Genomic DNA, 23,175 nt, shown 5'->3' on the forward strand with positions numbered 1-23,175 from the left:
AAGTCTGAAAAATGGACATTAATTGTGATTTAGGGGAAGGGACGGGCAATGATGCCGAACTTATGCCCTGGATCGATCTGTGCAATATAGCATGCGGTGGCCATGCAGGTGATGATAATTCTATGATTGCGACCCTGAAACTGACAAAACAGCATGGTGTTAAACCAGGGGCTCACCCCTCATTTGTCGACCGTGCGAATTTTGGAAGAAAAGAGTTAAAAGTTTCTCCGGAACTTCTGAAAAATCAGCTGATCGTGCAGATTGGAAGCCTGATTGACTTGGCAGACAGGTTGAATGTGGAGATTTTTCACGTAAAACCACATGGGGCTTTATACAACCTTTGTGCCAGGTCCGAGGAGATGGCAAGCGTATTGATCGAGGCGGTGAAACACTTCAAAAAGGATCTTTGTATCTTAGTCCCTTACGGATCTGTATTTGAACGGCTCGCAAAGGAAAACGGGATTTCTCATATGACAGAAGCTTTTGCCGATCGAAATTATGACCGTGAATTGAATCTTTTGCCAAGGTCCGATCCAAGGGCTGTGCTTAATGATCCTGTTAAAATCAGGAAGCGTGCTTTAAGGATGTTAAAAGAAAATGTAATAGAGACGGTTGGAGGTAAAAACTTATATATTAATTTTGATACCTTGTGCGTTCACGGAGATCATCCAAAGGCATTGCAGATATTGATGGAACTAAACAAATTAAAGAAAAGAACTTGAATTTATATAAGTTAAAATATAAGCCTTTAGGAAGTATCGCCGTACTTGTGGAGTGGCCAAAACTAATAGACCCGGAGATACTTAAGAACATCAGTATTTTCAGGCACAAGATTCAGGTCGATATGGGTGAATATGTTTTGGAAACCGTCCCGGCCTATAATTCTTTAACGGTCTTTTTTGATACCTCAAAAACCAAATATTCTTCGGTCGTAACTGATTTGAAGGAAATTTATGATTCCAAGGACCAGAAATTAATCACGGCAAATAAGATTTGGAAGATTCCCGTTTGCTATGATGAAAAATTCGGGTTGGACCTGGATCTGATCTCTAAGGAGAAGAAGTTAAAGAAAGAGAAAATAATTGCCTTGCACAGTAAGGTCATCTATGATGTTTATTTTATTGGTTTTCTGCCTGGATTCTTATACTTGGGAGGAATGTCATCTGAGCTTGAATTTCCAAGAAAGAAAAGACCGAGATTGAGAATAAATGAAGGCGACGTGGCAATTGCCGGGTCTCAGACAGGAGTTTATCCCAGAAGTAGCCCCGGAGGCTGGAACATCCTGGGAAATTCGCCGATCCGTTTTTTTGATCCCGATAGTTTTCCTCCTTGTTTTGCTGTTCCCGGGGATAAGGTGAAATTTGTTCCCATCGATTTGGAAACACATGCTAGAATAAAAAAAGAAATAGATTCCGGTGCATACAGACTGGAGAGTGAAATTCATGGATAATAATATATTGATATTATCGGAAGGCATGCAGACTTCCATTCAGGATCTTGGTAGAAAAGGTTACCGTGCCTATGGCGTGCCCATTGCCGGGGCAATGGATAAATACAGTGCTATTCTTGCTAATAAGCTTCTGAATAATGACGAAAAGCTTCCTGTCATGGAAATGACGTATACAGGGCCAAAAATATTATTTGAAGATGCTACATTGCTCGTCATTACCGGAGCAGATATGTCTCCCAAAATCAACGATAAGCCAATCAAAATGAATGTACTTTACGAGGTGAAAACAAGCGATGTACTTAGTTTTGGTAAACTTAAAAGTGGAGCAAGAACTTATCTCGGGGTAAAAGGAGGGTTCCTTACGGAAAAAAAATTGGACAGTTATTCCTTTTATGAAGGAATTACCTCACAAAGCAGAGTGAATAAGGGAGATCGTCTGAGAATTGAAAATTATGAGGCGGGTATGGAATTATACTCTTCAAAGATTAAAGTGAAACGTTCTCATTTTGAAGCGAAAAAATTAGAAGTAACCAAGGGACCTGAGTTCCACAGGCTGACCAAAAAGCATAGAGAATACCTTTTTTCAAAACAGTTTAAAATTGGAAGCCTGAATGACCGTATGGGTTGCCAGTTAAAAAATAAGTTCCCACCAATAAAGGATCAGGAAATCATTACTTCATCCACGATTCCGGGCACTGTTCAATTGACTCCTTCGGGAAAACTGATTATTATGATGCGAGACTGTCCTACAACCGGAGGGTACCCAAGAATTCTTCAGCTCACGGATATGGCCATCAATCAACTTGCTCAAAAGAAAGAAAATGATATGTTTAAGTTTGACCTGGAAAGCAGTTTTGATTTTCTGGGCAGGCTCGTATTTCGTTTTAAGGATTGATATGAATTATTGAAAATTATGAAAAAGACAGAAATTAATCTAATCAGCGATACCATTACACGGCCAACGAAAGAGATGCTCTCCTTTATGATGGAAGCGGAAGTAGGTGACGATGTGTTTCATTCTGACCCAACCGTGATCGAACTTCAAAAAAAAGTTTCATCAATTTTTGGGGTCGAATCCGCCTTGTTTTTTCCTTCGGGTACCATGGCTAACCAAACTGCAATAAAATTGCATACACAGCCCTCGGATCAGCTTATCTGTGACAAATATTCTCATGTTTATAATTATGAAAGTGGCGGGGCGTCTTTTCATTCCGGAGTGTCCTGCAAATTGATCGATGGGAACAGGGGAATGTTCAAGGCTCAGCAACTGGAGGGAATGATTCATGATCCGGATAAGTATTATCTTCCTATGACGCGTTTGGTTGTTGTAGAGAATACTACCAATAAAGGCGGAGGTGCCTGCTGGGATTATGACGAACTGGTGAGGATCAAAAAGGTTTGCAAAGATAATAATTTGCGTTATCATCTTGATGGAGCGCGAATTTTTAATGCATTGGTAGCCAAAAAAGAGGATCCGAAATTATATGGTAAATTGTTTGATACCATTTCAGTATGTCTGTCAAAAGGCCTTGGAGCGCCTATTGGTTCCCTACTTTTATCCAGTGAAGAGAATATTCAGCGCGCCATAAGGATCCGAAAACTTTTTGGAGGAGGTATGAGGCAGGTAGGGTACCTGGCCGCGGCAGGTATTTATGCGCTGGACCATCATATAGACCGCTTAAAAGAAGATCATCGCCGGGCTGCCATTATCGGAAAAGCACTCAAGGAATCCAACTGGGTGGATGCTGTTGAACCCATTGAGACCAATATCGTTATTTTTCAATTGAAAGAAGGACTTGATGAAAATAAATTCATGGAACTTCTCGAAGCACATGAGATCAAATTGATTTCCATGGGGGAGGGAAAACTTAGAGTGGTGACTCATCTGGAATTTGATGATGAGATGCTCGATCGTGTTTTGGAGGTCCTTAAAAAAATAGATTTTTGATTTTTTAGGGAAAATAGGTGTGAAGTTGAATTTTTGAATAATGCATGTAATGGACAGGTAATTGTAACGACACAATTGAAAAAATTTGAATAATGAGGAGAGCTGGATTTATTTTACCTTTGGTGTTCGTGTTAAGTTTTACTTTGAATGCTCAAAATAATAGAAAAATGAACGAAAAATTAGCAATAGCTACATTTGGAAATGGATGTTTTTGGTGTACAGAGGCCATCTTTCAACAGCTGAAAGGTGTAGAATCTGTTCTTCCAGGTTATACAGGGGGGACTGTTAAGAATCCGAGTTACAAGGAAGTTTGTACGGGTACCACAGGTCATGCCGAGGCCATTCAAATAAAATATGACCCTTCTGTCATCAGTTACAGAGAATTACTGGATATCTTTTTTTATACTCATGATCCTACAACTTTGAATCGTCAGGGGGCGGATGTGGGAACGCAGTACCGGTCTGCCATATTCTATCATAACGAGAAGCAAAAAGAAGATGCTGATACAATCATAGCCCAGTTGACCTCAGAAGGGGTCTATGACGATCCCATTGTGACGGAGGTAACAGCGGCTCAAATTTTTTATGAAGCTGAAGACTATCATAAGAACTACTATAATAACAATAAAAATCAGGGCTATTGCAGAGCGGTCATAAATCCAAAGCTAGATAAATTTATGAAGAAGTACGGAGCAAAGACCAAATAACGGGTCTTCCATCCTCGGTGAAGTTTTTGATATACAACGCTTTTAAATGGTCATGGAAAAGATGCGTGTATCAGGTTTGTTGTTGATCAGACGAAGGTCAAAGGCCATACAAATATTTCTCACGAACATACGACCTTTTTCCTCTACGATCAGTTTGTTCCCTTCTGATCTGATAAGCCCGTCCTCAAATATTTCTGACAGCCGTTCCATTATCTGATCTTTTATTTCGGGATCGAGACCCACATTCCATTCTGTTTCCAGATTGCACATCAGGTTAAGGATGTGTTTTCTGATGATAAGGTCCTCAGCAGTAAGCAAATGACCTCTGAAAACAGGTAATAACCCTTGATTTACCCTTTCCGTATAGGCCTCCACTGACTTCTCATTTTGCGCAAAGGCATACCAGGAATCGCTGATAGAAGACATTCCCAGTCCGATCATGAGCTCTGTTTTTCCCGCGGTATAACCCATAAAATTCCGATGCAGTTTATGGGAGGTCATTGCCTGGTGCAGTGAATCTGTGGGCAGTGCAAAATGATCCATTCCGATTTCCACATAACCCGCATCGAAGAACAGTTGTTTACCCAATTCATACAGGTGACGTTTTTCTTTGTCTTTAGGGAGGTCATTTTCATCAAAGCCACGTTGTCCGACTCCTTTGATCCATGGAACATGCGCGTAACTGTAATAGGCTATTCGGTCAGGTTTTAAGGCGATGGTATTTTTTATGGTATTTCGGATGCTGTCTTCTGTTTGAAAAGGCAGCCCAAATACAAGATCGTGACTAATTGAAGTATAGCCAACTTCCTGTGAAAGGCGATGAATTCTTTCAATCTGTTCAAAACTTTGCACTCGATTTATGGCTTTCTGAACTACAGGATCATAGTCCTGAATACCGAAACTGTTCCTTCTTGATCCAAGTTCATACAGTGTTCTTAGCTGCTCTTCAGAAGTGTGGTTGGGATGTGCCTCGTAGCTGAATTCGAATTCTTTGAATTTATCTGCTCTTTTAAAGATTCCGTCAATGAGTTTTCGAAGATTTTCGGAAGAGAAGAAAGTAGGTGTCCCGCCACCCAGATGGATCTCTCTTATCAAAGGCTTTTCCTCAAGAAGATCACAATAAAGGTCCCATTCTTTAAGTACGGTTTCTATATAAGGCTGCTCAACGCTATGTCGTTTGGTAATTCTTTTATGACAGGCACAAAACGTACATAGATTTTCACAAAAGGGCAGGTGGATATAAAGACTGATTCCTTCTTTTTCATTACTCTCCTTAAATGCTCTGACAACAGTTTCCTTCCAGTCGTCAAGTAAAATACCTTCCTTGTTCCAAAACGGAACCGTTGGATAACTTGTGTATCTCGGGCCTGGTATATTGTATTTCTGAATGAGTTCCTTATTCATTTTAAATCAGATTAACCTTTATTTTCAAATCTCCTGCCAGATCCTTTTTATGGATCTAAGCATCATACTCCTTTACGGCATCAATAAAAGCTTTCGCATTGTCCAGAGGAATATTCGGTAATATCCCGTGCCCCAAATTTACGATGTATTTGTCTTTTCCAAAGTCATCGATCATTTTTGTGACTAATTTTTTGATCTCCTTCGGAGGAGATAGCAGCCTTGAAGGATCGAGGTTTCCCTGAAGTGTCACGCTATTATTTGTGAGTTTTCTTGCCGTTTGCGGGCTGACCGTCCAGTCTACTCCTAATGCGGAAACGTTTGATTTTGACATTTCTTCCAAGGCAAACCAGCATCCTTTACCAAATGCAATAACGGGTGCGAGTTCATGAAGGGCGTCAACGATCTGCTGAATATATTTCCATGAAAATTCCTGATAGTCCTCTGGGGACAGCATTCCTCCCCAGGAATCAAAAATCTGCACCGCATCCACGCCTGCCGCAACCTTTTCTTTTAGATAAGTTATGGTCGTGTCTGTAATTTTTTGAAGAAGCTGATGCGCAGCAATTGGCTGGGTAAAACAAAATTCTTTTGCTTTGTCAAAAGATTTGGATCCCTGTCCCTGAACACAGTAGCAAAATACAGTCCAGGGAGACCCTGCAAATCCTATTAAAGGGATTTCATCATTTAACATTTGTTTTGTCATCTTAATGGCCTCCAAAACATAACCTAAAGAATCTTTGACGTCGGGCACAATGGTTTCATTTACATCTTTTGCCGTCCTTATTGGATTTGGAAGATAAGGCCCAACACCCGGTTTCATTTCAAAAGGAATGTTCATGGCCTGGGGAACTACCAAAATATCAGAAAACAAAATGGCTGCATCCATGCCATACCTGCGAATGGGCTGAACCGTTATTTCTGACGCCAGTTCCGGGGTTCTGCAGCGCGTAAAAAAATCATATTTTTCTCGAATGGCAATGAATTCAGGTAAATACCTTCCTGCCTGTCTCATCATCCATACGGGAGGCCTGCTTACAGATTCACCTCTTAATGCTCTTAAATATAAATCGTTTTTATACATTATTTTCAGTACGATTAAATCGTCTTTTTAGTGGTTCTTAATTTGTCTTTTTTTCAGCAACTTTTGCCATCGATATGTCCACGGCCTCTGCAATTTTTTTCAGGTCCTTCTTCTTTAAGGCAGATGAAAGGAACCAGGCTTCAAACTGAGATGGAGGAAGGAATACACCATGTTCCATCATTTGCCAGAAAAATACTTTAAAACTCTCGGTGTCACATGTTTGTGCAGTTTCAAAATCAATCACCTCCTTATCGGTAAAAAATGGGTTGATCATCGATCCAAAATGATTTACTTGCAGAGGTACACCATGTTTTTTGGCAGCTTTAAGGAGAATATCCTTAATTTTTGCAGCATTTTTTTTGAATTTTCTATAAGGGTTTCGTCTTTTAAGCTCTTTTAGGGTTGCAATTCCACAAGCCATTGCAATTGGATTGCCTGAAAGTGTTCCCGCCTGATACATGCCTCCTAATGGTGCAACCATGTTCATGATCTCATCTCTTGCCCCATAGGCACCTACAGGAAATCCTCCTCCAATGACCTTGCCAAGGCAAGTGATATCGGCCTCTATACCAAGTAATTCCTGGGCTCCTCCAAATTTAGATCGGAAGCCGGTCATGACTTCGTCAAGAATCAGAAGCACACCAGCCTCCTGAGTAATTTTCCTAAGTTCATGAAGAAATTTACTGCTGGGCTGAACAACTCCCATATTTCCGGCAATTGGTTCCAAAATGACCGCCGCAATATCATTATGTGAGTTCATGTGCTGTTTTACACTTTCAAGATTGTTAAACTCAGCGATCAGTGTATTTTTTACGGCCTCATCCGGTACACCCTTACTCCCCGGAAGACTTAGGGTGGCCAGCCCGGAACCTGCCGCAACAAGCAGTGCATCCGTGTGCCCGTGATAACATCCTGAAAATTTGATAATCTTATTATGGCCTGTGTAAGCCCGTGCCAAACGTATAGCACTGAGAACGGCCTCGGTACCAGAATTGACAAACCGAACTTTATCCATACCCGGGAAGGCATCACAAACTATTTTGGCCAGTTTTATTTCTTTGTTCGTCGAGGCACCAAAAGTATATCCTTTTTTCAACGCTTTTCTAATCGACTTTTCAACTTTGTCATGTCTGTGACCAAGTATCATTGGGCCGTATGACAAAACGAGGTCTATGTATTCATTCCCATCAACATCATATATCTTGCTGCCTTTTGCATGATCAATAAAAACAGGTATTCCACCAACGGATTTAAACGCCCGCACGGGTGAATTAACAGCACCTACAAGATTTTTTTGTCCCTTGTTAAATAATTCTATCGATTTATCCAGTTTCATATTTTACTCTTTTAATTTTCTAAAGCTGCTCTTTCAACACTTTTGCAACATCTTTGGCAAAGTAGGTTATTATGATGTCAGCTCCGGCTCTTTTCATGGAAAGTAAACTTTCCATCATCACTTTTTTCTCATCGATCCATCCTTTTTCCGCAGCAGCCTTTATCATTGCGTATTCACCACTCACATTATAGCAGGCAACCGGACGGTCAAAATTGTTTTTTAAATCTCGGATAATGTCAAGATAAGAAAGAGCAGGCTTTACCATTAAGATGTCGGCTCCTTCCTGATCGTCAAAATTTGCTTCTCTCAATCCTTCATCTCTGTTGGAAGGGTCCATCTGGTAAGTCCTTCTGTCTCCGAAACTCGGTGTGGAATCCGCTGCATCCCTGAATGGCCCGTAAAATGCGGATGCGTATTTCACTGCATAGGACATCACAGGCAGATCCGGGTAACCTTTATTATCAAGAGCCTCCCTTATCGTTGCGATCATACCGTCCATCATACCTGAGGGAGCTACCATATCAGCCCCGGCCTTTGCGTGAGATATTACCTGCTTGGCAAGATTCACCAGGGTAGCGTCATTATCAACATCATTATTATGAATTATTCCGCAATGCCCATGGCTGGTGTATTCACAAAAACACACATCGGTAATTACATATAAGTCGGGATAATGCTTCTTAATGAATCGTATGGCTTGTTGAATAATCCCCTGTTCGTTCCATGTCTCCGAGCCAATTTCATCTTTCGCAGTGGGTATTCCAAAAAGAAGAACGGCAGGAATATTTAACTGGATGACTTCGTCAAGTTCTTTGGATATCGTGTCCAGTGAATATCTTTTAATTCCGGGCATAGAAGGAATTTCATTCTCAATTCCTTTGCCTTCCTCTATGAATAATGGATATATAAGATCATCCGTGTGAAGCCTGTTTTCTCTGATGAGCCTCCTGATATTTTCCTTTTTTCGAAGTCTTCTGGTCCTGTTCATCTCAAAAAGTATTATTTAATAAAATGTGTATTTACAGATTTTAAAACACTTTCCACAGAGGGCATTTTAGCTTCTACAACCTGTTTAAAGTGATTTTGAGCAGCTTTGGCCGTAGTGCCACCGATGCAAAAAGCTGTTTCGTTTTTAGGTTCATTTTTGCTCAGATAACTTTCAATTGCCGAAGGACTGAAAAAGAGAAGGCCATCGTATTCTTTATTCATACGATTCGGGCTCAGAAGGGTCTGATAGGCAATAACCTCATTTAAAATAATTCCGTTTTCTTCAAGAATAGCGGGTAGTTCATCCCTTCTTTTATCCCCGCAGAAAAAAGTTACCTCAACGTCTTTCAAGTTTTTTGAAAGATACTTTCCCAATTGACCCGCAGAATTCTCTACATGCGAAACTTTTCCAATTTTTCTTTCGATTAATCTTTTGGTGCGTCTGCCAACACAATATATTTTTTCAAATTGAAGTTCAGACGCCATAAAATTATCAAGCAGTGCTTCAACACCATTCTGGCTTGTAAATATAACGTGTTCAATGGGCTGCTTAACAGTAACAGGTTTTATACGATTGTGCCTTATCGTTATAAAATCGCTCATGTCTACACCAATTTCAGGGTTTAAGGCACTTTTTTGCCCTATGGAAAGGTTTTTAGTCGAGAAAATATTGATTCTTTTTTCAACTTTTCCCAGCTTCCTCATTAATTTTTTTCCTCCCCGGTCTAAGATATAAGAAGCGGCAAATTCGGACAAATCATTGACGCGATGTAATGGAACTGATTTTGTAAATTCAATCTTCTTTTTTCCATCGGTGCTGAACAAAGCTCCCTTGAAATTTAGTTCCTCGTTTTTTATAGTGGCAAGGGCCCCTATGGGTGCCGTGCAGCCACCTTCCAGTTTATTAAGAAAATCCCTTTCAACTCCAACACAAATTTCAGTTTCCTTGTCATTAAGTTCATACAGGGCCTTTAAAAGCTCTTCGTCCTGGTCTAAAGCAGCTACCATGACCGCGCCTTGCGCCGGTGCCGGGATCATCCAGTCAAGTTTTATCGTATTTTCCGGTAAGATCCCAATCCTTTTTAACCCGGCCAGGGCAAATATGGCTCCGTTCCATTCATTGTCATGAAGCTTTTTAAGCCTTGTATTTACATTCCCTCGAAGGTCTGTAATTGTATGATTCGGGTATCTGTAGAGCCATTGGGCCTTACGCCTTAAACTACCGGTGGCAATAATTGCCGATTTCTGTGTAAAAAATTCGTCATTGTCCTTTAAAACGAGGATATCCTGGAAGAGGCCCCTTTTGAGAACCGCTGCCTGGACGATTCCTTTGGGAAGAACGGTAGGAACATCTTTCAGTGAATGGACGGCGATGTCTATTTTGTTATTTAGTAAGGCGATGTCCAGATTTTTGGTGAATACACCTGTGGTTCCCAGTTCGTACAAAGGTTTGTTCAAGACTTCATCACCTATAGAATCGATCTTTACAATTTTAGTTTCATGCCCCAAATGCCGGAGCTGGTTAGAGACAGTATTTGCCTGCCAAAGCGCCAATTCACTGGACCTGGTTCCAATTCTAATAACTTTTTTCATACTAATTTTCAGACGGCTCTAAGTTAAATACGTCATTCATTACCTTGATACTCCGGTTAGCCTGAGTATTTTCTGCTTTCAAATGCATGGCAAATTTCGAAACAATCTTATTGATCATTTGAGAAGTAACGTCTTCGACCAATTGGGAATTAATATCCTGATACTTTTTAGAATGTGAGGTAATAGCATCTTTCTGAATAAGCTCCAGTGATTTTTTTAGCGAATTTATCGCAGGAGTGCTTCTTCTAAAGTTGAGCCACTCGTAAAATTCAGATTTGTGTTTTTGAATAATATCTTCGACCAAAGGAATTTGTTTTTTTCTTTCTTCAATAGTTTCTTTGGTCTTTTTGGATAACACATCCACATCTATCATCGAAATATTATCACTATCATTAATGACGGGGTCAGCATTCCGGGGTATGGAAAGGTCGATGATCAATTGTTCTTTTTTCTTATGAATCATATCCGCAGTGACCGTTGGGGTAGAAGCCCCGGTTGCAACAATTACTATGTCAGATTCCTTGATCTTTGTTCCAAGATCTTTATGAGCAGCCATTTCTGCATTAATTTCATTGGCTATTTTGATTGCTTTTTCCTCAGTTCTGTTAACCAAGGTCAAACTGTGCGCATTGAGGTATTCAGCACAACTTTTGGCCGTGTTTTGCCCTATGTCACCCAGGCCGTAAACAAGAATTTTTTTTGGATCCTTCTTGCTGAAGTTATCCTTTATGTATTTAACAGCCGCATAAGAGACTGTAGTTGTACCTGAGCTTATACTAGTTTTGTTCTTAGTTTCTTTACTTGCTGCCAGGGATACATTGAACAATCTCTCTAAATAGGCATTGACGGTTCCTGCTTCTTTTGCCAGGTAAAAAGCTTCTTTTAACTGACCCACAATTTCATAATCTCCAAGAATCTGACTATCTATTCCTGTTGCAATTCTGATAATGTGTTCTGAAGCCTCACTGTTTTTATACACATAAGATACTTTGGCAAATTCTTCCATTGTGCCCTTTGAGTATTTGCAAAGCAGTGAAATAAGCTGAAATGGGTGTTTGGCAAATCCAATTATCTCTATTCGATTACAAGTAGAAAGGATTACAACACTTTTAATGTTGATCCTTTTAGCCTCTTCTAAAAGTTCTTTTTGCTTTTCCTTGCTAAGGCTAAAATTACTTCGGGTCACCACGTCCGCCTTTTTGTAATTTAAGCCAATAACATAAAATTTTTTACAATCGGAATTTTTAGTCATACCTGATTTAATAATTGATCTACTTATTTTCTGTCCGTCACTGAACTTAAAATCAAAATTACGCTACAAGATTTAAACACACTATGATATTTGTCACATTGGAAAATTTCTTATTTTCACCTTCGAATTTATCGATAAAGGCAATAAACATAAGGGTTTTGTAACGGCATTATAAATAGTCTGCGTGCAAAAATAGACAGATCACTTGTGAAATCATATCGTTTAAAATAAAAAAAATAACGATAAAAGTATGAGCTAAGGGTTGTGAAAAAAAAATGAAAGGTATTGAATAACACAGTTTCAAAACCTTTATATTTACGCTTCAAAAATTTTAATTAAAAGATAGGTAAGGTGACAAAAAAGGGTGTTTTATTAGTGAATCTGGGTTCACCTGACAGTACTGAAGTTAAGGACGTTAGAAGATATCTGGATGAATTTTTAATGGATGAGAGGGTAATTGATATTCCATACTGGAAACGTTTTTTACTAATCAAGGGGATTATTTTGAATGTCCGGCCAAAGAAATCGGCGGCTGCCTACAAAAAAATATGGTGGAAAGAAGGCTCTCCGCTGATAGTGATCTCAGAAAGGTTTACTGAAAAGGTTCGTAAAAAAGTGGATATACCTGTGGCCTTAGGAATGCGATATGGTTCGATGAGTATTAAAAAAGGCTTTCAAGAATTAAAGAGGCAAGGGGTTAAAGAGGTTTTTCTGGTTCCTTTGTACCCACATTACGCCATGTCTTCTTATGAAACGGTGGTGGAAAAGGCGAAGTCTTTAATTGAAAGTGACTTTAAGGATATGAAAATGGATGTTCTCGAACCGTTTTACAACCATCCGGAATATATAGATGTCATGTGTAAGCATTTGGAAAAGGAGTTAAAGGGATTTGAATATGACCAATTACTGTTTTCATATCACGGAATACCAGAAAGGCATATATACAAAGGTGATCCAACAGGAAAGCATTGTAAGTTAGACGGATCCTGTTGTGAGGTGGCTTCTGTTGCGCACAAAACCTGTTACAGGCACCAGTGCTTTGAAACTACAAAGGAGATGGCCAAAAAACTGGGATTGAAGAAGGATACTTACAGGAACTCTTTTCAATCAAGACTTCTGAAGGATCCTTGGTTAAGGCCTTATACCGACCAAGAATTGGAAGCCATGCCTGAGCAGGGATTTAAAAAGCTTGCCGTTATCACCCCGGCTTTTGTATCAGATTGCCTGGAAACCTTGGAAGAAATCGCTATGGAAGGTAAGGAGGAATTTTTAGAGGCCGGAGGAGAGGATTTCAGACACATAAGCTGTTTAAATGAGGATGATGCCTGGGTTGAAGTTATGGCTAAATGGATCAATGAATGGTATTCATAAATTTTTAAATAATGACCTATCTGTACGTCAAATCGCTGCATATCATTTTTGTAACGACCTGGTTTGCAGGATTGTTTTATATTATTCGTCTTTTTATTTACTACAAAGAGGCAGAAGAAAAGGAAGAGCCTGCTCAATCGATCTTGAAAAAGCAGTACGCCCTGATGTGTAAGAGATTGTGGTACATTATTACGTGGCCTTCAGCTGTATTAACCACAATATTTGCTGTCTGGCTTCTTGTACTCCAGCCTTTTTGGCTTGAAGCGAACTGGATGTGGATCAAATTATTTTTTGTACTTCTCCTTTTTGCGTATCACGGATCCTGCCAGTATATGTATAATCAAATTGAAAGAGGGTATTTGAATTATTCTTCCTACGGATTGAGAATATGGAATGAAGTGGCTACCATTATTCTGTTTGCCTGTGTTTTTCTGGTTGTTTTAAAAACAACCTTGGGCTGGATTTTTGGGGTGGTCGGAATAGTCGGTATTTCAATTTTGCTTATGATGGGTATTAAACTTTACAAACAAATACGTCAAAAAAGGAGTTGGGATGAAGATTGAATGTTAAGTTATACGGAAACCTTCATTTTCATTGATCCCTAAGCAATGAATCGATATCATAGATATTCTTAAATGGAGAATCTAAGCAAGAATCAAAAACTTTGGTTTGGACTGATTTGTGACCTGATCGGTATGGCTTCCTATGCTTTTCCTCCTGTTGATATTGTTTGGGCACCGCTATCGGCCTATTTGATGATCAAGCTCTACAAAGGTAATGTTGGTAAAGTAGCTGGCCTTGTTTCTTTTCTTGAAGAAGCGATTCCAGGCCTGGATTTTTTCCCTTCGTTTACGCTGACCTGGTGCTACGTTTATCTATTCAAAAGGTCGGAAAATAATTGAATTACTTAAAAAAACGACCGAGGCCCATTCTTTGAAGCATCTTCTTTTCAAAATTCCAAAAGAAATTAAACTGACCAAAGAACCATCCTACTACAGGCAAGGTAATCTGATATATCGGGAAGATCAATACCAGTCTTAGAATAATATAAAGGGCATAGGGTTTGGTATTTTCTGCGTTCAGTCCGATAAAATTCGTGACAGGTCCGGCAACCCAGGCAGCAAAAGATCCATTAATTGCGAATACGATGATAATGGCGATAACCTGCCAGTTTGATTTAATTCCCCATCGTTTTTTCAATTTCTCCATGAGCTTCCTAATTTTCGGCAAATGTAAGTAATATCTGTAAATCAACAAATTCTCCTTTTGAATTTTCGGTTTCTAAAAAATTGGTTTTTGTCAGTTTTGATTTTATTCCTACATGTTATTTTTTAGTATCTTCCCGCAAATTTCGAATCATGAGAAAACTCGCTTTACATTGGAAAATCTTGTTAGGTATGGTATTAGGAGTTGCTTTTGGCTTCCTGATGGTTAGTTTTTCCGGAGGTAAAGAAATTGTTCAGGATTGGATCAAACCTTTTGGAACCATTTTTATCAATGCCTTGAAGTTAATTGCCGTTCCTCTGATTCTGGGGTCTCTGATAACAGGTGTTTCGGATCTAAAAGACATATCCAAGTTGTCCAAAATGGGTGGGAAAACCGTTTTAACCTATTTGATCACAACTGTTGTGGCGGTTACGATTGGTTTGTTGCTGGTTAATGTTTTTACTCCAGGGGACTCCATATCTGAAAATACTCGAACCGAACTGGTTTCGAATTATGCCGATAACACACAGAAATATAAGGATGAAGCCGCGAATCAGAAAAAACAAGGCCCTTTACAGGCGTTGGTTGATCTGGTTCCTGACAATATCATTGGGGCCTCGGGCAAGAATAAGAACATGTTGCAGGTTATCTTTTTTGCCATCTTTTTTGGGGTGGGGTTGATTCTGCTTCCCGAAGAAAGGGCCAGGCCTGTTAAAGATTTCTTTTCGAGTTTTAATGAAGTCATCCTTAAAATGATCGATCTGATCATGCTGGCTGCACCTTACGGGGTATTTGCTTTGTTAGCTGCTCTAATCGTAGAGTCTCCCAGCGCTGACCTGTTTAAGGCCTTGGGCTGGTATGCTTTAACCGTATTATTTGGATTGTTGATCATGATTTCTTTCTATACATCGGTTGTATTCCTGTTTACAGGGAAGAGGCCGAAGGAGTTCCTTCAGGGGATATCTCCGGCTCAATTACTGGCATTTTCAACGAGTTCCAGCGCGGCTACACTTCCGGTTACCATGGAGCGTGTCAATGAGCATTTAGGGGTAGATGAGGAGGTTTCGAGTTTTGTTTTGCCCATTGGAGCAACTATAAATATGGATGGAACAAGTTTGTATCAGGCTGTGGCAGCGGTTTTTATTGCTCAGGCCTTTGGTATGGACCTTTCGCTGGGGGTACAACTGGGTATTGTTGCCACTGCAACCCTCGCAAGCATTGGGTCAGCGGCGGTTCCCGGGGCAGGAATGGTTATGCTGGTCATTGTCCTGGCTCAGGCAGGAATTCCCGAGGCCGGACTTGCTTTGATCTTTGCTGTAGACAGGCCACTCGATATGTGCAGGACAGTGGTTAATGTAACAGGTGATGCCACGGTGGCTACTATAATAGCCAGATCCGAAGGAAAACTTGGAGTTCCTAAAGTAAAAGACTGGGACGATAATTACCAGAAATCATAAAATTAAAAAAGTGGCCTTAGCCACTTTTTTTTACTTCTTATTTATGGAATCTTTTACCATCTCATCAAAAGGCTTCCCCAGGTAAACCCACTTCCAAAAGCTGCCAGAAGAACAATATCATTCTCTTTTACTTTTCCTTTTTCCCAGGCTTCTGTAAGAGCAATAACTATTGAAGCCGCCGTAGTATTTCCATAACTCATGATATTATTATAAACCTGTTCGTTTTTCAGCTTGAATTTTTGCTGAATGAACTGTGCAATTCTTAAATTGGCCTGATGCGGAATAAAAAGATCAATATCTTCAGCAGACATTTTGTTCGCTGCCAAAGCTTCCATGATCACCTCGCTAAAACGTACCACCGCATTCTTGAATACAAAAGTTCCATCCATATACGGGAAATAAGAGATGTCTTCCTCTTTAGAACTGAGAATTTCAGGAACCCAGTGCTTGATGCTAGGTGATTCTACAATTAACTTATCAGCAAATCGGCCTTCACTGTGAAGGTGAGAAGAAAGGATTCCTTTATTATTATCTTCTGTTCTCGACAGGACGCAGGCCCCGGCACCGTCTCCAAATATGACCGAAACACCTCTTCCACGAGTGGTTTTGTCGAGTCCGTTACTGTGATATTCCGAACCGATTACAAGTATATTTTTGTACATGCCCGTTTTTATGAACTGATCGGCCGTTGACATGGCATATACAAAACCAGAACATTGATTTCTTACATCGAGTGCCCCAACGGTTTTCATGCCAAGCATATCCTGAATCTGAACCCCGCAACCCGGAAAATAGTAATCTGGGCTCAGCGTAGCAAAAATGATAAAATCAATATCGTCTTTGTTAAGTCCGGCCCTTTCAATAGCCGTCTCAGCCGCTTTTGCACCCATGGTTGCTGAGGTTTCATTACTACCTTCCTTAATCCACCGACGTTCCTTTATTCCTGTTCTTTCCTGGATCCATTCATCACTGGTATCCATGATCTTGGAAAGATCGTCATTTGTTACAATATTGTCCGGCACATAGAAGCCTAATCCGGTAATCTTTGAGTTATACATAGTTGTACCATTATTTAGTTGTTGTCTTGTTTTCAGTAAGTAAAAGGCATAGTATTCTAAGCTCCAGTCCTGTTCTGGAAAGGTGAAGTTCATGCACGATTAAAGCAAAGATACATAATTCAATTTAGATTTTGCGGCTCCTTTTAGCGCTGAAACAGGGGTGGATCAACGGAATTATGTCATCTTGTCAGGATAAAGATTTTGGTATTTATTTTGATAAAGTTGCTGTGTATGTTAAAATCATAAATAAACTAAATTATGGCAAAAGGAAAAATAAATGTGGCGGTAGAAAACATTTTCCCGTTGATAAAACGATTTTTATATTCGGATCATGAGATCTTTTTAAGAGAGCTGATTTCGAATGCTACCGATGCAACTTTAAAATTGAAGCACCTCGCATCGATTGGTGAATTCAAGGGTGATGCTGACAATGTAAAACTTGAGGTTAAAATTGATAAGGAAGGTAAAAAGCTTCACATTATAGATCAGGGTATTGGAATGTCCAAAGAAGAAGTGAAGAAGTATATCAATGATATTGCTTTCTCTGGAGCAGAAGAGTTTTTGGAAAAATTCAAGGACGAAAAAAATGATGCAGGAATTATAGGGCACTTTGGTTTGGGATTTTATTCCGCTTTTATGGTGGCCGAACAGGTTGAAATCCATACTAAATCATTTGTAGAAGATGAACCTGCCGCTCACTGGATCTGTGATGGATCCCCTGAATACACACTGAAGAATTCTGAAAAGAAAGACAGAGGTACGGAAATCATCCTTCATATTGATGAAGATTCTCTTGAATTTCTTGAAGAGAACAGGATCAATGAATTGCTTAATAAATACAACAAGTTCATGCCGGTTCCGATCAAGTTTGGTACGGAGGAAGTTGCTGATCCGGAGCATGAGCCTAAAACGATCAAGGATGAGGAAGGTAAGGAAACCAAGGAGCCTCAAAAAATGATCACTGTTGACAGAATCATTAATAATCCAAACCCTGCATGGACAAAACAGCCAAGCGACTTAAAGGATGAAGAATACAAAAGCTTTTATAGAGAATTGTACCCAATGCAATTTGAAGAGCCCCTTTTTCATATTCATTTAAACGTTGACTATCCGTTCAATCTGACAGGAATTTTGTACTTCCCGAAATTGACAACCAACATGGATGTGCAGAAGGACAAAATCCAACTGTACCAGAATCAGGTGTTTGTAACGGATAATGTGGAGGGAATAGTTCCTGATTTCCTTCAAATGCTTAGAGGGGTTATCGATTCACCGGATATTCCTTTGAATGTATCGAGAAGTTATTTGCAGGCTGACGGGGCAGTAAAGAAAATTTCATCTTATATCACGAAGAAAGTAGCTGATAAATTAAGTTCTTTATTTAAGAATGACAGAGAAGGTTTTGAAAAGAAATGGGACGATATCAAGATCGTTATTGAATATGGAATGTTGTCGGAACCAAAATTCTTTGAAAAGGCACAGAAATTTGCACTTTACCCAACAACTAAGGATGAGTACCTCACTTTTGATGAGTTGAAAGATAAAATCAAAGCGGCTCAAACTGATAAGGACGGGAATCTTGTTGTTTTATATGCAAGCGACAAAGAAGCTCAACATGGTTTCATTGAAGAAGCCAATGAAAAAGGATACGAGGTTTTACTCCTTGATTCACCAATTGTTTCTCATTTGATCCAGAAGCTGGAAGGTGATGGTGATAAGGTTAAATTTGCACGTGTAGATTCAGATTCACTGGAAAAATTGATTCAAAAAGAAGAAGATCAGGTTTCAAAATTATCACAGGAGGATCAGGATAAATTAAAAGGGTATATCGAAGAAATCGTGCCGAAGGAAAAATATACCGTACAATTGGAGGCCATGGATTCAAAATCAAGTCCTTTTATCATTACACAACCTGAGTTTATGAGAAGGATGAAAGAGATGCAGCAAACCGGCGGCGGTGGTATGATGGGTATGGGAGGATTCCCTGAGATGTATAATCTTGTAGTCAATACAAACAGTGACCTGATGCAGAAGATCCTAAAAGCAAAAGGTAAGCGAACTGAGTATATCAACCAGGCTTTAGATCTGGCCCGATTGTCTCAAAATCTACTGCAGGGAAAAGAAATGACTGACTTTATCAGGAGAAGTTATGAATTGATGAACAATTAATTCGATATTTTGACAGAATAAAAAAACCACTCATTTGAGTGGTTTTTTTATGTTTTTGAATTCAATTATTCAATTGGGAAATCAAAGTAAGTATTTGGATAGGGTTCATCCTTAAGGGTGAAATGCCACCATTCTTTTGGGTAGGATTGCCATCCGTGTTTTTCCATTCGCCTTTTAAGCAAAAGTCTAAGCGAGTGCTGATTTTTGGTGATTGTCGCTGTGTGATCAGTTGCGGACACTTCGTCAAACAAATCATATGGACTGCCCATATTTAAAATCTGTTTGGTTTTAAGCGAAACGATAGTTACATCCACAGTACTTCCTCTGCTGTGTCCGGATTTAACCGAAATATATCCTTTGGCAAAGAGATCTTTCTTTTCAACATTAGGATAAAACTGCGGTTTCATGGTGGTGTCGCTGATGTCTTCTGACCATTCTACAAAATCATTCGTAGCTTGCTGTGGCCTGTAGGCATCATATACCATAAGTCCAAATCCCAGACGTTCTAATTCGTCCTGAACTTTTTTAAGCGCATAGGCAGCTTCTTTGGTTAGTAAGCATTTTGGTTCCTTGTAACCTTGTATAGGTCTTCCCACAAAATTGTTGTCACCATAATACCTTAGGTCTGATCGTAAGTTTGGCATAATTTCTTTTAAGTCAACAAAATCCTCTTTAGACGGTGGACGTTCTGTTGAAGTCTGTCCTAAAGTGGTGAAACTAAGCAGTGCAACTACTGCCAAACTTTTTAAAATGATATTCAATTTCATTATTGCAATTGTTAAGAATGCTTGTCTTAAAACGAAGATTTAACATATTTATTATTTTTTACCAGGAGTTTTTTTGATAAGGGTTCAAATATTGTTTTTCGGTGGTAGGGATATGAAGGTTTGATTATAGTTATTATATTGATAATATTTGCTAAAATATTCATTAATATGCTTTTAACTTTTGTAATTTAGATTCATAATTCATTTAAGGTATCAATGAGATGGTAAAAGGAAAATCCCGTAAGAAAATGCCAACCGAGGCCGAGAAAGAAAGAGGTCGGGAAGTGCTTTTTAGTTTGAAGGTTTTGATGAACGTGTTGTTTGCACTTCTTATTTTTCAATCTTTTCTCATTTTGCCAAGGCCAGAGGATCCTGAACTTGAATACTATACCCTGGCTCAGATATTCGAGGGTAATATTGATAAGCTTATGGTTATGCTGATCGGGCTGGTTCTTATTGTGACCTATTGGATTCAAATCAATAAGCAACTGGGTAATTTGGTGCGCAGTTCAATGTTTCATGCCGGGGTAGGGGTTGCCCAGATGATCTGTTTGATGCTATATTTGTATTTTGTTCGTTTTGATATGGAATTTGAAGGCCTCATCATAGCGCTTCAAATGCAAAGCGTTTTTTTAGCTTTAGCAGGATTTTTAGGGGTTTATAACTGGGTTTATGCCAGAAAGCATAAGTTGACTTCTGAGCAGATCAATGAAAAAGAAGAAAAGAAAATGTTTTTTCAACTATTACCTGAACCTTCTGCAGCGCTTTTTGCACTTCCTTTTGCATCGATCAGTCCAGAGGCCTGGTCTTTATCTTTTTTAATCATTTTTCCGCTCACCTTTATATGTAACAAACTGTCAAGGTAAAATCAGTCTTTATCCAAAAATTTCATTTAGGATTTTAGCAAGTCTTATCCCGGATTTCTGCAACTGAGATTGCACTGTTTCAAAATGGTCGTAAGAATAGCGATATCCCAGTTTTTCATCCATTTTGGCAGATGCATATACTTTTTTGGCAAGCGCCTGAGATTCATAGGTCCAGTCTAAAATACTTCCTTTTTGTATAATTTTTATTTGTTCCTTAGAAAGCTTTTTTGAATTAGCCGCCAGCTCGGTATAGCTCATGTTAAAAGATTCAATCATTTCTGAATCCCAGACCCTGTGAAGATTGGATTTATCATAATGCCAGAGCACTTTGATGTCGTTTCCACCTCTGTCCTCGGCTTTTCCTACGTGCAATGGCTGATGCAGGTCTCCTACAAGATGAACAAGGAACTTTAAGTAAAAGGATTTGTCCTCTTGAGAGGTGTTGGGGTCTTTAAGTGCCTCAATACATTTTTGGATTCCCATTACAATGTCTCCTCTTTTATCTTTTTTACTCGCCTCATACTTTGTGTCAAAAGGAAAATTTACGAAATGCCAGGTATAGTACTTATCGTATTTCTTATCTGATTTAATGTCATCACCATATGTTGATACCATGGCAAGGCTCTGGCCGTTCAGGATGTCGCTTATCTGTTTTTCGGCCCTTTTACTTAAGTGTTGTTGTGCTATTTCTCCCACGGTACGATGCCCTGTGGCTCCCCAGTCAACAGTATTGCCGTATGAACCGCAATAAACAATTATTGACAGTATAAAAAGGGTAAAGGATTTGTTCATGTGAATTAAATTTTGATTGGTAAAGGTATAAAAAAAGAGGGTCCGTTTTCACAGACCCTCAGAGTTACACAAATTTAATCTAATCAACGAATTAACGTCAAGAGATCGATATAATGGGACAAACTTTTAATGTTCATTCATTCTGAAGTCAGAATAGGCATCCATACCATGTTCAAATCCGTCAAGACCTTCCAGTTCTTCTTTCTCAGAAACTCGGATTCCAATGGTTTTCTTAAGGACAAACAGGATAACAAAAGAGGAAACGATACAAACAATAGCGTATGATAGAATACCTACGATCTGGCTGATCAGCTGGTCAACACCGGCAAGGCTTCCAAAAATTCCTACGGCTAGAGTTCCCCAGATTCCGCAAATAAGGTGAACTGCAATGGCACCCACGGGATCATCTAGTTTTATTCTATCTATAAAGGCAACGGCAAGAACAATGATAGCACCACCAATACTTCCGATCAGGATGGCGTCTGTTGGAGACATTTGGTCTGCACCAGCAGTGATACTAACCAATCCACCTAGTATTCCGTTTAAGTACATAGTGAGGTCAAGGTTTTTATACATTGCCGTTGAAAGTATAAATGAAGCTACACCACCTGCAGCAGCTGCCAAACAAGTTGTTACCAGTGTCAGCGAGGTCAACTCAGGGTCAGCAGATAAGACCGAACCACCGTTAAATCCAAACCAGCCTAACCAAAGGATAAGCACACCTGCAGTGGCTAAAGGAATATTGTGGCCAGGAATTGCCATAGGCTTCCCGTCTTTGAATTTTCCAATTCTTGCTCCCAATAACCAAACGGCTACCAAGGCTGCCCATCCACCAACAGAATGAACCAGGGTTGATCCGGCAAAGTCATAGAAAGGAGTTTCTCTCATATCCAGGAATCCACCTCCCCATTTCCATGAACCGGCCCAAGGATAAATGATTCCAACGTAAACCAGCACGAAAATCATAAAAGGTACAATTTTGATACGCTCAGCTACGGCTCCTGAAACGATCGTTGCGGCGGTGGCTGCAAACATTCCCTGGAACAGGAAGTCTGTCCACCAGGTGTAACCACCATCAGCGTATGCAGCGGTCATACCTCCTTCCGGCGGTGTAATTCCAAATCCTGCAAAACTGAAGAAACCTGATGATCCTTCTGCAAATCCAGGATACATTAAATTGAATCCTACAAGGCAATATAAAAGCAGGCCGACTGTTATGATAAATATATTTTTGAATAAAATGTTAATTGTGTTCTTCTGTCTGGTCAGTCCGATTTCCAAGAATGCAAAACCCAAGTGCATAAAGAAAACCAAGGCTGTACAGATCATCATCCATACATTGTTTATAGTAAGTAATTCCATATCTCTGTTAATTTTTTGGTTAGATTATTTAAGCGTATCGCCTCCTTTTTCTCCTGTTCTTATTCTGTAGCAGTCAACGATCTCAGACACGAATATCTTTCCGTCACCAACCTCACCGGTTGAGCCTGCCTCAAGGATTGCCTTAATGGTCACTTCCTCAAAATCATCATTTACTACAATTGATAAGTACCTTCTTTGTATATCGCTGGTGCTGTAAGACACACCTCTATATACATGTCCTTCTTTTTCATTTCCACGTCCGGTGGCATCCCAGTAGGAGAAGAAGTTTACCCCAACACTGTGCAAGGCTTCTTTTACATCAGAATATTTTGATTTTCTGATAATTGCTTCGATTTTTTTCATAATTAA

At 39.5% G+C, this 23,175-nt stretch carries 23 protein-coding genes; 11 read left to right on the forward strand and 12 right to left on the reverse strand.

Annotated features, from left to right (window positions below; all coding sequences use genetic code 11):
- Positions 1 to 11 precede the first annotated feature (11 nt).
- From pxpA to msrA, 5 genes are all read left to right on the forward strand, one after another.
- Positions 12 to 722: a 5-oxoprolinase subunit PxpA gene (pxpA, locus tag LCM02_RS01825; protein ID WP_224926609.1), complete on the forward strand. Its 711-nt coding sequence runs from the start codon at positions 12 to 14 to the stop codon at positions 720 to 722.
- On the forward strand, positions 719 to 1,450 hold the full coding sequence (gene pxpB / locus LCM02_RS01830; protein WP_224926610.1) for a 5-oxoprolinase subunit PxpB: 732 nt from the start codon (positions 719 to 721) through the stop codon (positions 1,448 to 1,450). The genes pxpA and pxpB overlap by 4 nt, the downstream gene beginning before the upstream one ends.
- Positions 1,443 to 2,345 carry a 5-oxoprolinase subunit C family protein gene (locus LCM02_RS01835; protein ID WP_224926611.1) on the forward strand — a complete coding sequence of 301 codons (903 nt, stop codon included), beginning with the start codon at positions 1,443 to 1,445 and terminating at the stop codon, positions 2,343 to 2,345. The genes pxpB and LCM02_RS01835 overlap by 8 nt, the downstream gene beginning before the upstream one ends.
- Positions 2,346 to 2,363: 18 nt before the next feature.
- Positions 2,364 to 3,398, forward strand: a complete 1,035-nt coding sequence (locus LCM02_RS01840; protein ID WP_224926612.1) for a threonine aldolase family protein — start codon at positions 2,364 to 2,366, stop codon at positions 3,396 to 3,398.
- Positions 3,399 to 3,565: 167 nt separating this feature from the next.
- Positions 3,566 to 4,105, forward strand: a complete 540-nt coding sequence (gene msrA / locus LCM02_RS01845; protein WP_224926613.1) for a peptide-methionine (S)-S-oxide reductase MsrA — start codon at positions 3,566 to 3,568, stop codon at positions 4,103 to 4,105.
- Positions 4,106 to 4,147: 42 nt separating this feature from the next.
- On the opposite strand, the gene hemN is transcribed toward msrA, so the two are convergent.
- From hemN to hemA, 6 genes are read right to left on the reverse strand one after another with little or no spacing between them, the layout of a single operon-like run.
- Positions 4,148 to 5,509: an oxygen-independent coproporphyrinogen III oxidase gene (hemN, locus tag LCM02_RS01850; protein ID WP_224926614.1), complete on the reverse strand. Its 1,362-nt coding sequence runs from the start codon at positions 5,507 to 5,509 to the stop codon at positions 4,148 to 4,150.
- Between the two features lie 55 nt (positions 5,510 to 5,564).
- Complete coding sequence (gene hemE / locus LCM02_RS01855; RefSeq protein ID WP_224926615.1) at positions 5,565 to 6,590, reverse strand: uroporphyrinogen decarboxylase; 1,026 nt, start codon at positions 6,588 to 6,590, stop codon at positions 5,565 to 5,567.
- Between the two features lie 37 nt (positions 6,591 to 6,627).
- The gene (gene hemL / locus LCM02_RS01860; protein ID WP_224926616.1) at positions 6,628 to 7,926 is read right to left on the reverse strand and encodes a glutamate-1-semialdehyde 2,1-aminomutase; all 1,299 of its coding nucleotides are present in this window, start codon (positions 7,924 to 7,926) and stop codon (positions 6,628 to 6,630) included.
- 19 nt (positions 7,927 to 7,945) lie between these two features.
- The gene (gene hemB, locus LCM02_RS01865) at positions 7,946 to 8,914 is read right to left on the reverse strand and encodes a porphobilinogen synthase (protein ID WP_224926617.1); all 969 of its coding nucleotides are present in this window, start codon (positions 8,912 to 8,914) and stop codon (positions 7,946 to 7,948) included.
- Positions 8,915 to 8,925: 11 nt separating this feature from the next.
- The gene (gene hemC / locus LCM02_RS01870) at positions 8,926 to 10,506 is read right to left on the reverse strand and encodes a hydroxymethylbilane synthase (protein ID WP_224926618.1); all 1,581 of its coding nucleotides are present in this window, start codon (positions 10,504 to 10,506) and stop codon (positions 8,926 to 8,928) included.
- A gap of 1 nt (position 10,507) precedes the next feature.
- Entirely contained in the window at positions 10,508 to 11,758 is a 1,251-nt protein-coding gene (gene hemA / locus LCM02_RS01875; protein ID WP_224926619.1) for a glutamyl-tRNA reductase, read from the reverse strand.
- Between the two features lie 351 nt (positions 11,759 to 12,109).
- On the opposite strand from hemA, the gene hemH reads away from it, so the two are divergent.
- The 3 genes from hemH (at position 12,110) to LCM02_RS01890 (ending at position 14,031) form a co-directional block, all read left to right on the forward strand.
- Entirely contained in the window at positions 12,110 to 13,129 is a 1,020-nt protein-coding gene (gene hemH, locus LCM02_RS01880; protein WP_224926620.1) for a ferrochelatase, read from the forward strand.
- An 11-nt stretch (positions 13,130 to 13,140) separates the two neighbouring features.
- Positions 13,141 to 13,692 (forward strand): CopD family protein, encoded by a 552-nt coding sequence (locus tag LCM02_RS01885; protein ID WP_224926621.1) that lies wholly within the window; start codon positions 13,141 to 13,143, stop codon positions 13,690 to 13,692.
- Between the two features lie 72 nt (positions 13,693 to 13,764).
- On the forward strand, positions 13,765 to 14,031 hold the full coding sequence (locus LCM02_RS01890) for a hypothetical protein (RefSeq protein WP_224926622.1): 267 nt from the start codon (positions 13,765 to 13,767) through the stop codon (positions 14,029 to 14,031).
- Position 14,032: 1 nt separating this feature from the next.
- On the opposite strand, the gene LCM02_RS01895 is transcribed toward LCM02_RS01890, so the two are convergent.
- Complete coding sequence (locus tag LCM02_RS01895) at positions 14,033 to 14,338, reverse strand: DUF6787 family protein (protein ID WP_224926623.1); 306 nt, start codon at positions 14,336 to 14,338, stop codon at positions 14,033 to 14,035.
- A gap of 149 nt (positions 14,339 to 14,487) precedes the next feature.
- Here LCM02_RS01895 and LCM02_RS01900 point away from each other — a divergent pair, with 149 nt between their 5' ends.
- Positions 14,488 to 15,792: a dicarboxylate/amino acid:cation symporter gene (locus LCM02_RS01900; RefSeq protein ID WP_224926624.1), complete on the forward strand. Its 1,305-nt coding sequence runs from the start codon at positions 14,488 to 14,490 to the stop codon at positions 15,790 to 15,792.
- A 53-nt stretch (positions 15,793 to 15,845) separates the two neighbouring features.
- On the opposite strand, the gene LCM02_RS01905 is transcribed toward LCM02_RS01900, so the two are convergent.
- The gene (locus LCM02_RS01905) at positions 15,846 to 16,850 is read right to left on the reverse strand and encodes a 3-oxoacyl-ACP synthase III family protein (RefSeq protein WP_224927770.1); all 1,005 of its coding nucleotides are present in this window, start codon (positions 16,848 to 16,850) and stop codon (positions 15,846 to 15,848) included.
- Between the two features lie 258 nt (positions 16,851 to 17,108).
- Between LCM02_RS01905 and htpG the strand changes: the two genes are divergently transcribed.
- On the forward strand, positions 17,109 to 19,019 hold the full coding sequence (gene htpG, locus LCM02_RS01910; RefSeq protein ID WP_224926625.1) for a molecular chaperone HtpG: 1,911 nt from the start codon (positions 17,109 to 17,111) through the stop codon (positions 19,017 to 19,019).
- Between the two features lie 65 nt (positions 19,020 to 19,084).
- On the opposite strand, the gene LCM02_RS01915 is transcribed toward htpG, so the two are convergent.
- A complete protein-coding gene (locus tag LCM02_RS01915; protein ID WP_224926626.1) occupies positions 19,085 to 19,786 on the reverse strand; it encodes a M15 family metallopeptidase in 702 nt (233 codons plus the stop codon).
- Positions 19,787 to 20,007: 221 nt separating this feature from the next.
- Here LCM02_RS01915 and LCM02_RS01920 point away from each other — a divergent pair, with 221 nt between their 5' ends.
- Positions 20,008 to 20,652, forward strand: a complete 645-nt coding sequence (locus LCM02_RS01920) for a hypothetical protein (RefSeq protein WP_224926627.1) — start codon at positions 20,008 to 20,010, stop codon at positions 20,650 to 20,652.
- Between the two features lie 9 nt (positions 20,653 to 20,661).
- Here LCM02_RS01920 and LCM02_RS01925 read toward each other — a convergent pair whose 3' ends face one another.
- The 3 genes from LCM02_RS01925 to LCM02_RS01935 all read right to left on the reverse strand — a co-directional run bounded on the left by LCM02_RS01925 (position 20,662) and on the right by LCM02_RS01935 (position 23,169).
- Positions 20,662 to 21,444, reverse strand: coding sequence for a S1/P1 nuclease (locus LCM02_RS01925; RefSeq protein WP_224926628.1), 783 nt, complete (start codon positions 21,442 to 21,444; stop codon positions 20,662 to 20,664).
- 126 nt (positions 21,445 to 21,570) lie between these two features.
- The gene (locus LCM02_RS01930) at positions 21,571 to 22,806 is read right to left on the reverse strand and encodes an ammonium transporter (RefSeq protein ID WP_224926629.1); all 1,236 of its coding nucleotides are present in this window, start codon (positions 22,804 to 22,806) and stop codon (positions 21,571 to 21,573) included.
- Positions 22,807 to 22,830: 24 nt separating this feature from the next.
- Positions 22,831 to 23,169 (reverse strand): P-II family nitrogen regulator, encoded by a 339-nt coding sequence (locus LCM02_RS01935; RefSeq protein ID WP_224926630.1) that lies wholly within the window; start codon positions 23,167 to 23,169, stop codon positions 22,831 to 22,833.
- Between the last annotated feature and the right edge of the window lie 6 nt (positions 23,170 to 23,175).

The organism is Lutimonas saemankumensis, assembly GCF_020171465.1.
In the GTDB taxonomy this organism is placed as follows: domain Bacteria; phylum Bacteroidota; class Bacteroidia; order Flavobacteriales; family Flavobacteriaceae; genus Lutimonas; species Lutimonas saemankumensis.

Excerpts from the sequence above, each read along its gene's own strand:
- hemN (WP_224926614.1), bottom strand. The coding sequence starts at position 5,509 with ATGAATAAGGAACTCATTCAGAAATACAATATACCAGGCCCGAGATAC.
- LCM02_RS01900 (WP_224926624.1), top strand. The coding sequence starts at position 14,488 with ATGAGAAAACTCGCTTTACATTGGAAAATCTTGTTAGGTATGGTATTA.
- hemC (WP_224926618.1), bottom strand. The coding sequence starts at position 10,506 with ATGAAAAAAGTTATTAGAATTGGAACCAGGTCCAGTGAATTGGCGCTT.
- LCM02_RS01925 (WP_224926628.1), bottom strand. The coding sequence starts at position 21,444 with ATGAACAAATCCTTTACCCTTTTTATACTGTCAATAATTGTTTATTGC.
- LCM02_RS01835 (WP_224926611.1), top strand. The coding sequence starts at position 1,443 with ATGGATAATAATATATTGATATTATCGGAAGGCATGCAGACTTCCATT.
- htpG (WP_224926625.1), top strand. The coding sequence starts at position 17,109 with ATGGCAAAAGGAAAAATAAATGTGGCGGTAGAAAACATTTTCCCGTTG.
- hemL (WP_224926616.1), bottom strand. The coding sequence starts at position 7,926 with ATGAAACTGGATAAATCGATAGAATTATTTAACAAGGGACAAAAAAAT.
- LCM02_RS01915 (WP_224926626.1), bottom strand. The coding sequence starts at position 19,786 with ATGAAATTGAATATCATTTTAAAAAGTTTGGCAGTAGTTGCACTGCTT.
- LCM02_RS01895 (WP_224926623.1), bottom strand. The coding sequence starts at position 14,338 with ATGGAGAAATTGAAAAAACGATGGGGAATTAAATCAAACTGGCAGGTT.
- LCM02_RS01935 (WP_224926630.1), bottom strand. The coding sequence starts at position 23,169 with ATGAAAAAAATCGAAGCAATTATCAGAAAATCAAAATATTCTGATGTA.
- LCM02_RS01930 (WP_224926629.1), bottom strand. The coding sequence starts at position 22,806 with ATGGAATTACTTACTATAAACAATGTATGGATGATGATCTGTACAGCC.
- LCM02_RS01885 (WP_224926621.1), top strand. The coding sequence starts at position 13,141 with ATGACCTATCTGTACGTCAAATCGCTGCATATCATTTTTGTAACGACC.
- LCM02_RS01920 (WP_224926627.1), top strand. The coding sequence starts at position 20,008 with ATGGTAAAAGGAAAATCCCGTAAGAAAATGCCAACCGAGGCCGAGAAA.
- pxpA (WP_224926609.1), top strand. The coding sequence starts at position 12 with ATGGACATTAATTGTGATTTAGGGGAAGGGACGGGCAATGATGCCGAA.
- LCM02_RS01840 (WP_224926612.1), top strand. The coding sequence starts at position 2,364 with ATGAAAAAGACAGAAATTAATCTAATCAGCGATACCATTACACGGCCA.
- LCM02_RS01890 (WP_224926622.1), top strand. The coding sequence starts at position 13,765 with ATGGAGAATCTAAGCAAGAATCAAAAACTTTGGTTTGGACTGATTTGT.
- hemB (WP_224926617.1), bottom strand. The coding sequence starts at position 8,914 with ATGAACAGGACCAGAAGACTTCGAAAAAAGGAAAATATCAGGAGGCTC.
- hemA (WP_224926619.1), bottom strand. The coding sequence starts at position 11,758 with ATGACTAAAAATTCCGATTGTAAAAAATTTTATGTTATTGGCTTAAAT.
- hemE (WP_224926615.1), bottom strand. The coding sequence starts at position 6,590 with ATGTATAAAAACGATTTATATTTAAGAGCATTAAGAGGTGAATCTGTA.
- msrA (WP_224926613.1), top strand. The coding sequence starts at position 3,566 with ATGAACGAAAAATTAGCAATAGCTACATTTGGAAATGGATGTTTTTGG.
- LCM02_RS01905 (WP_224927770.1), bottom strand. The coding sequence starts at position 16,850 with ATGTATAACTCAAAGATTACCGGATTAGGCTTCTATGTGCCGGACAAT.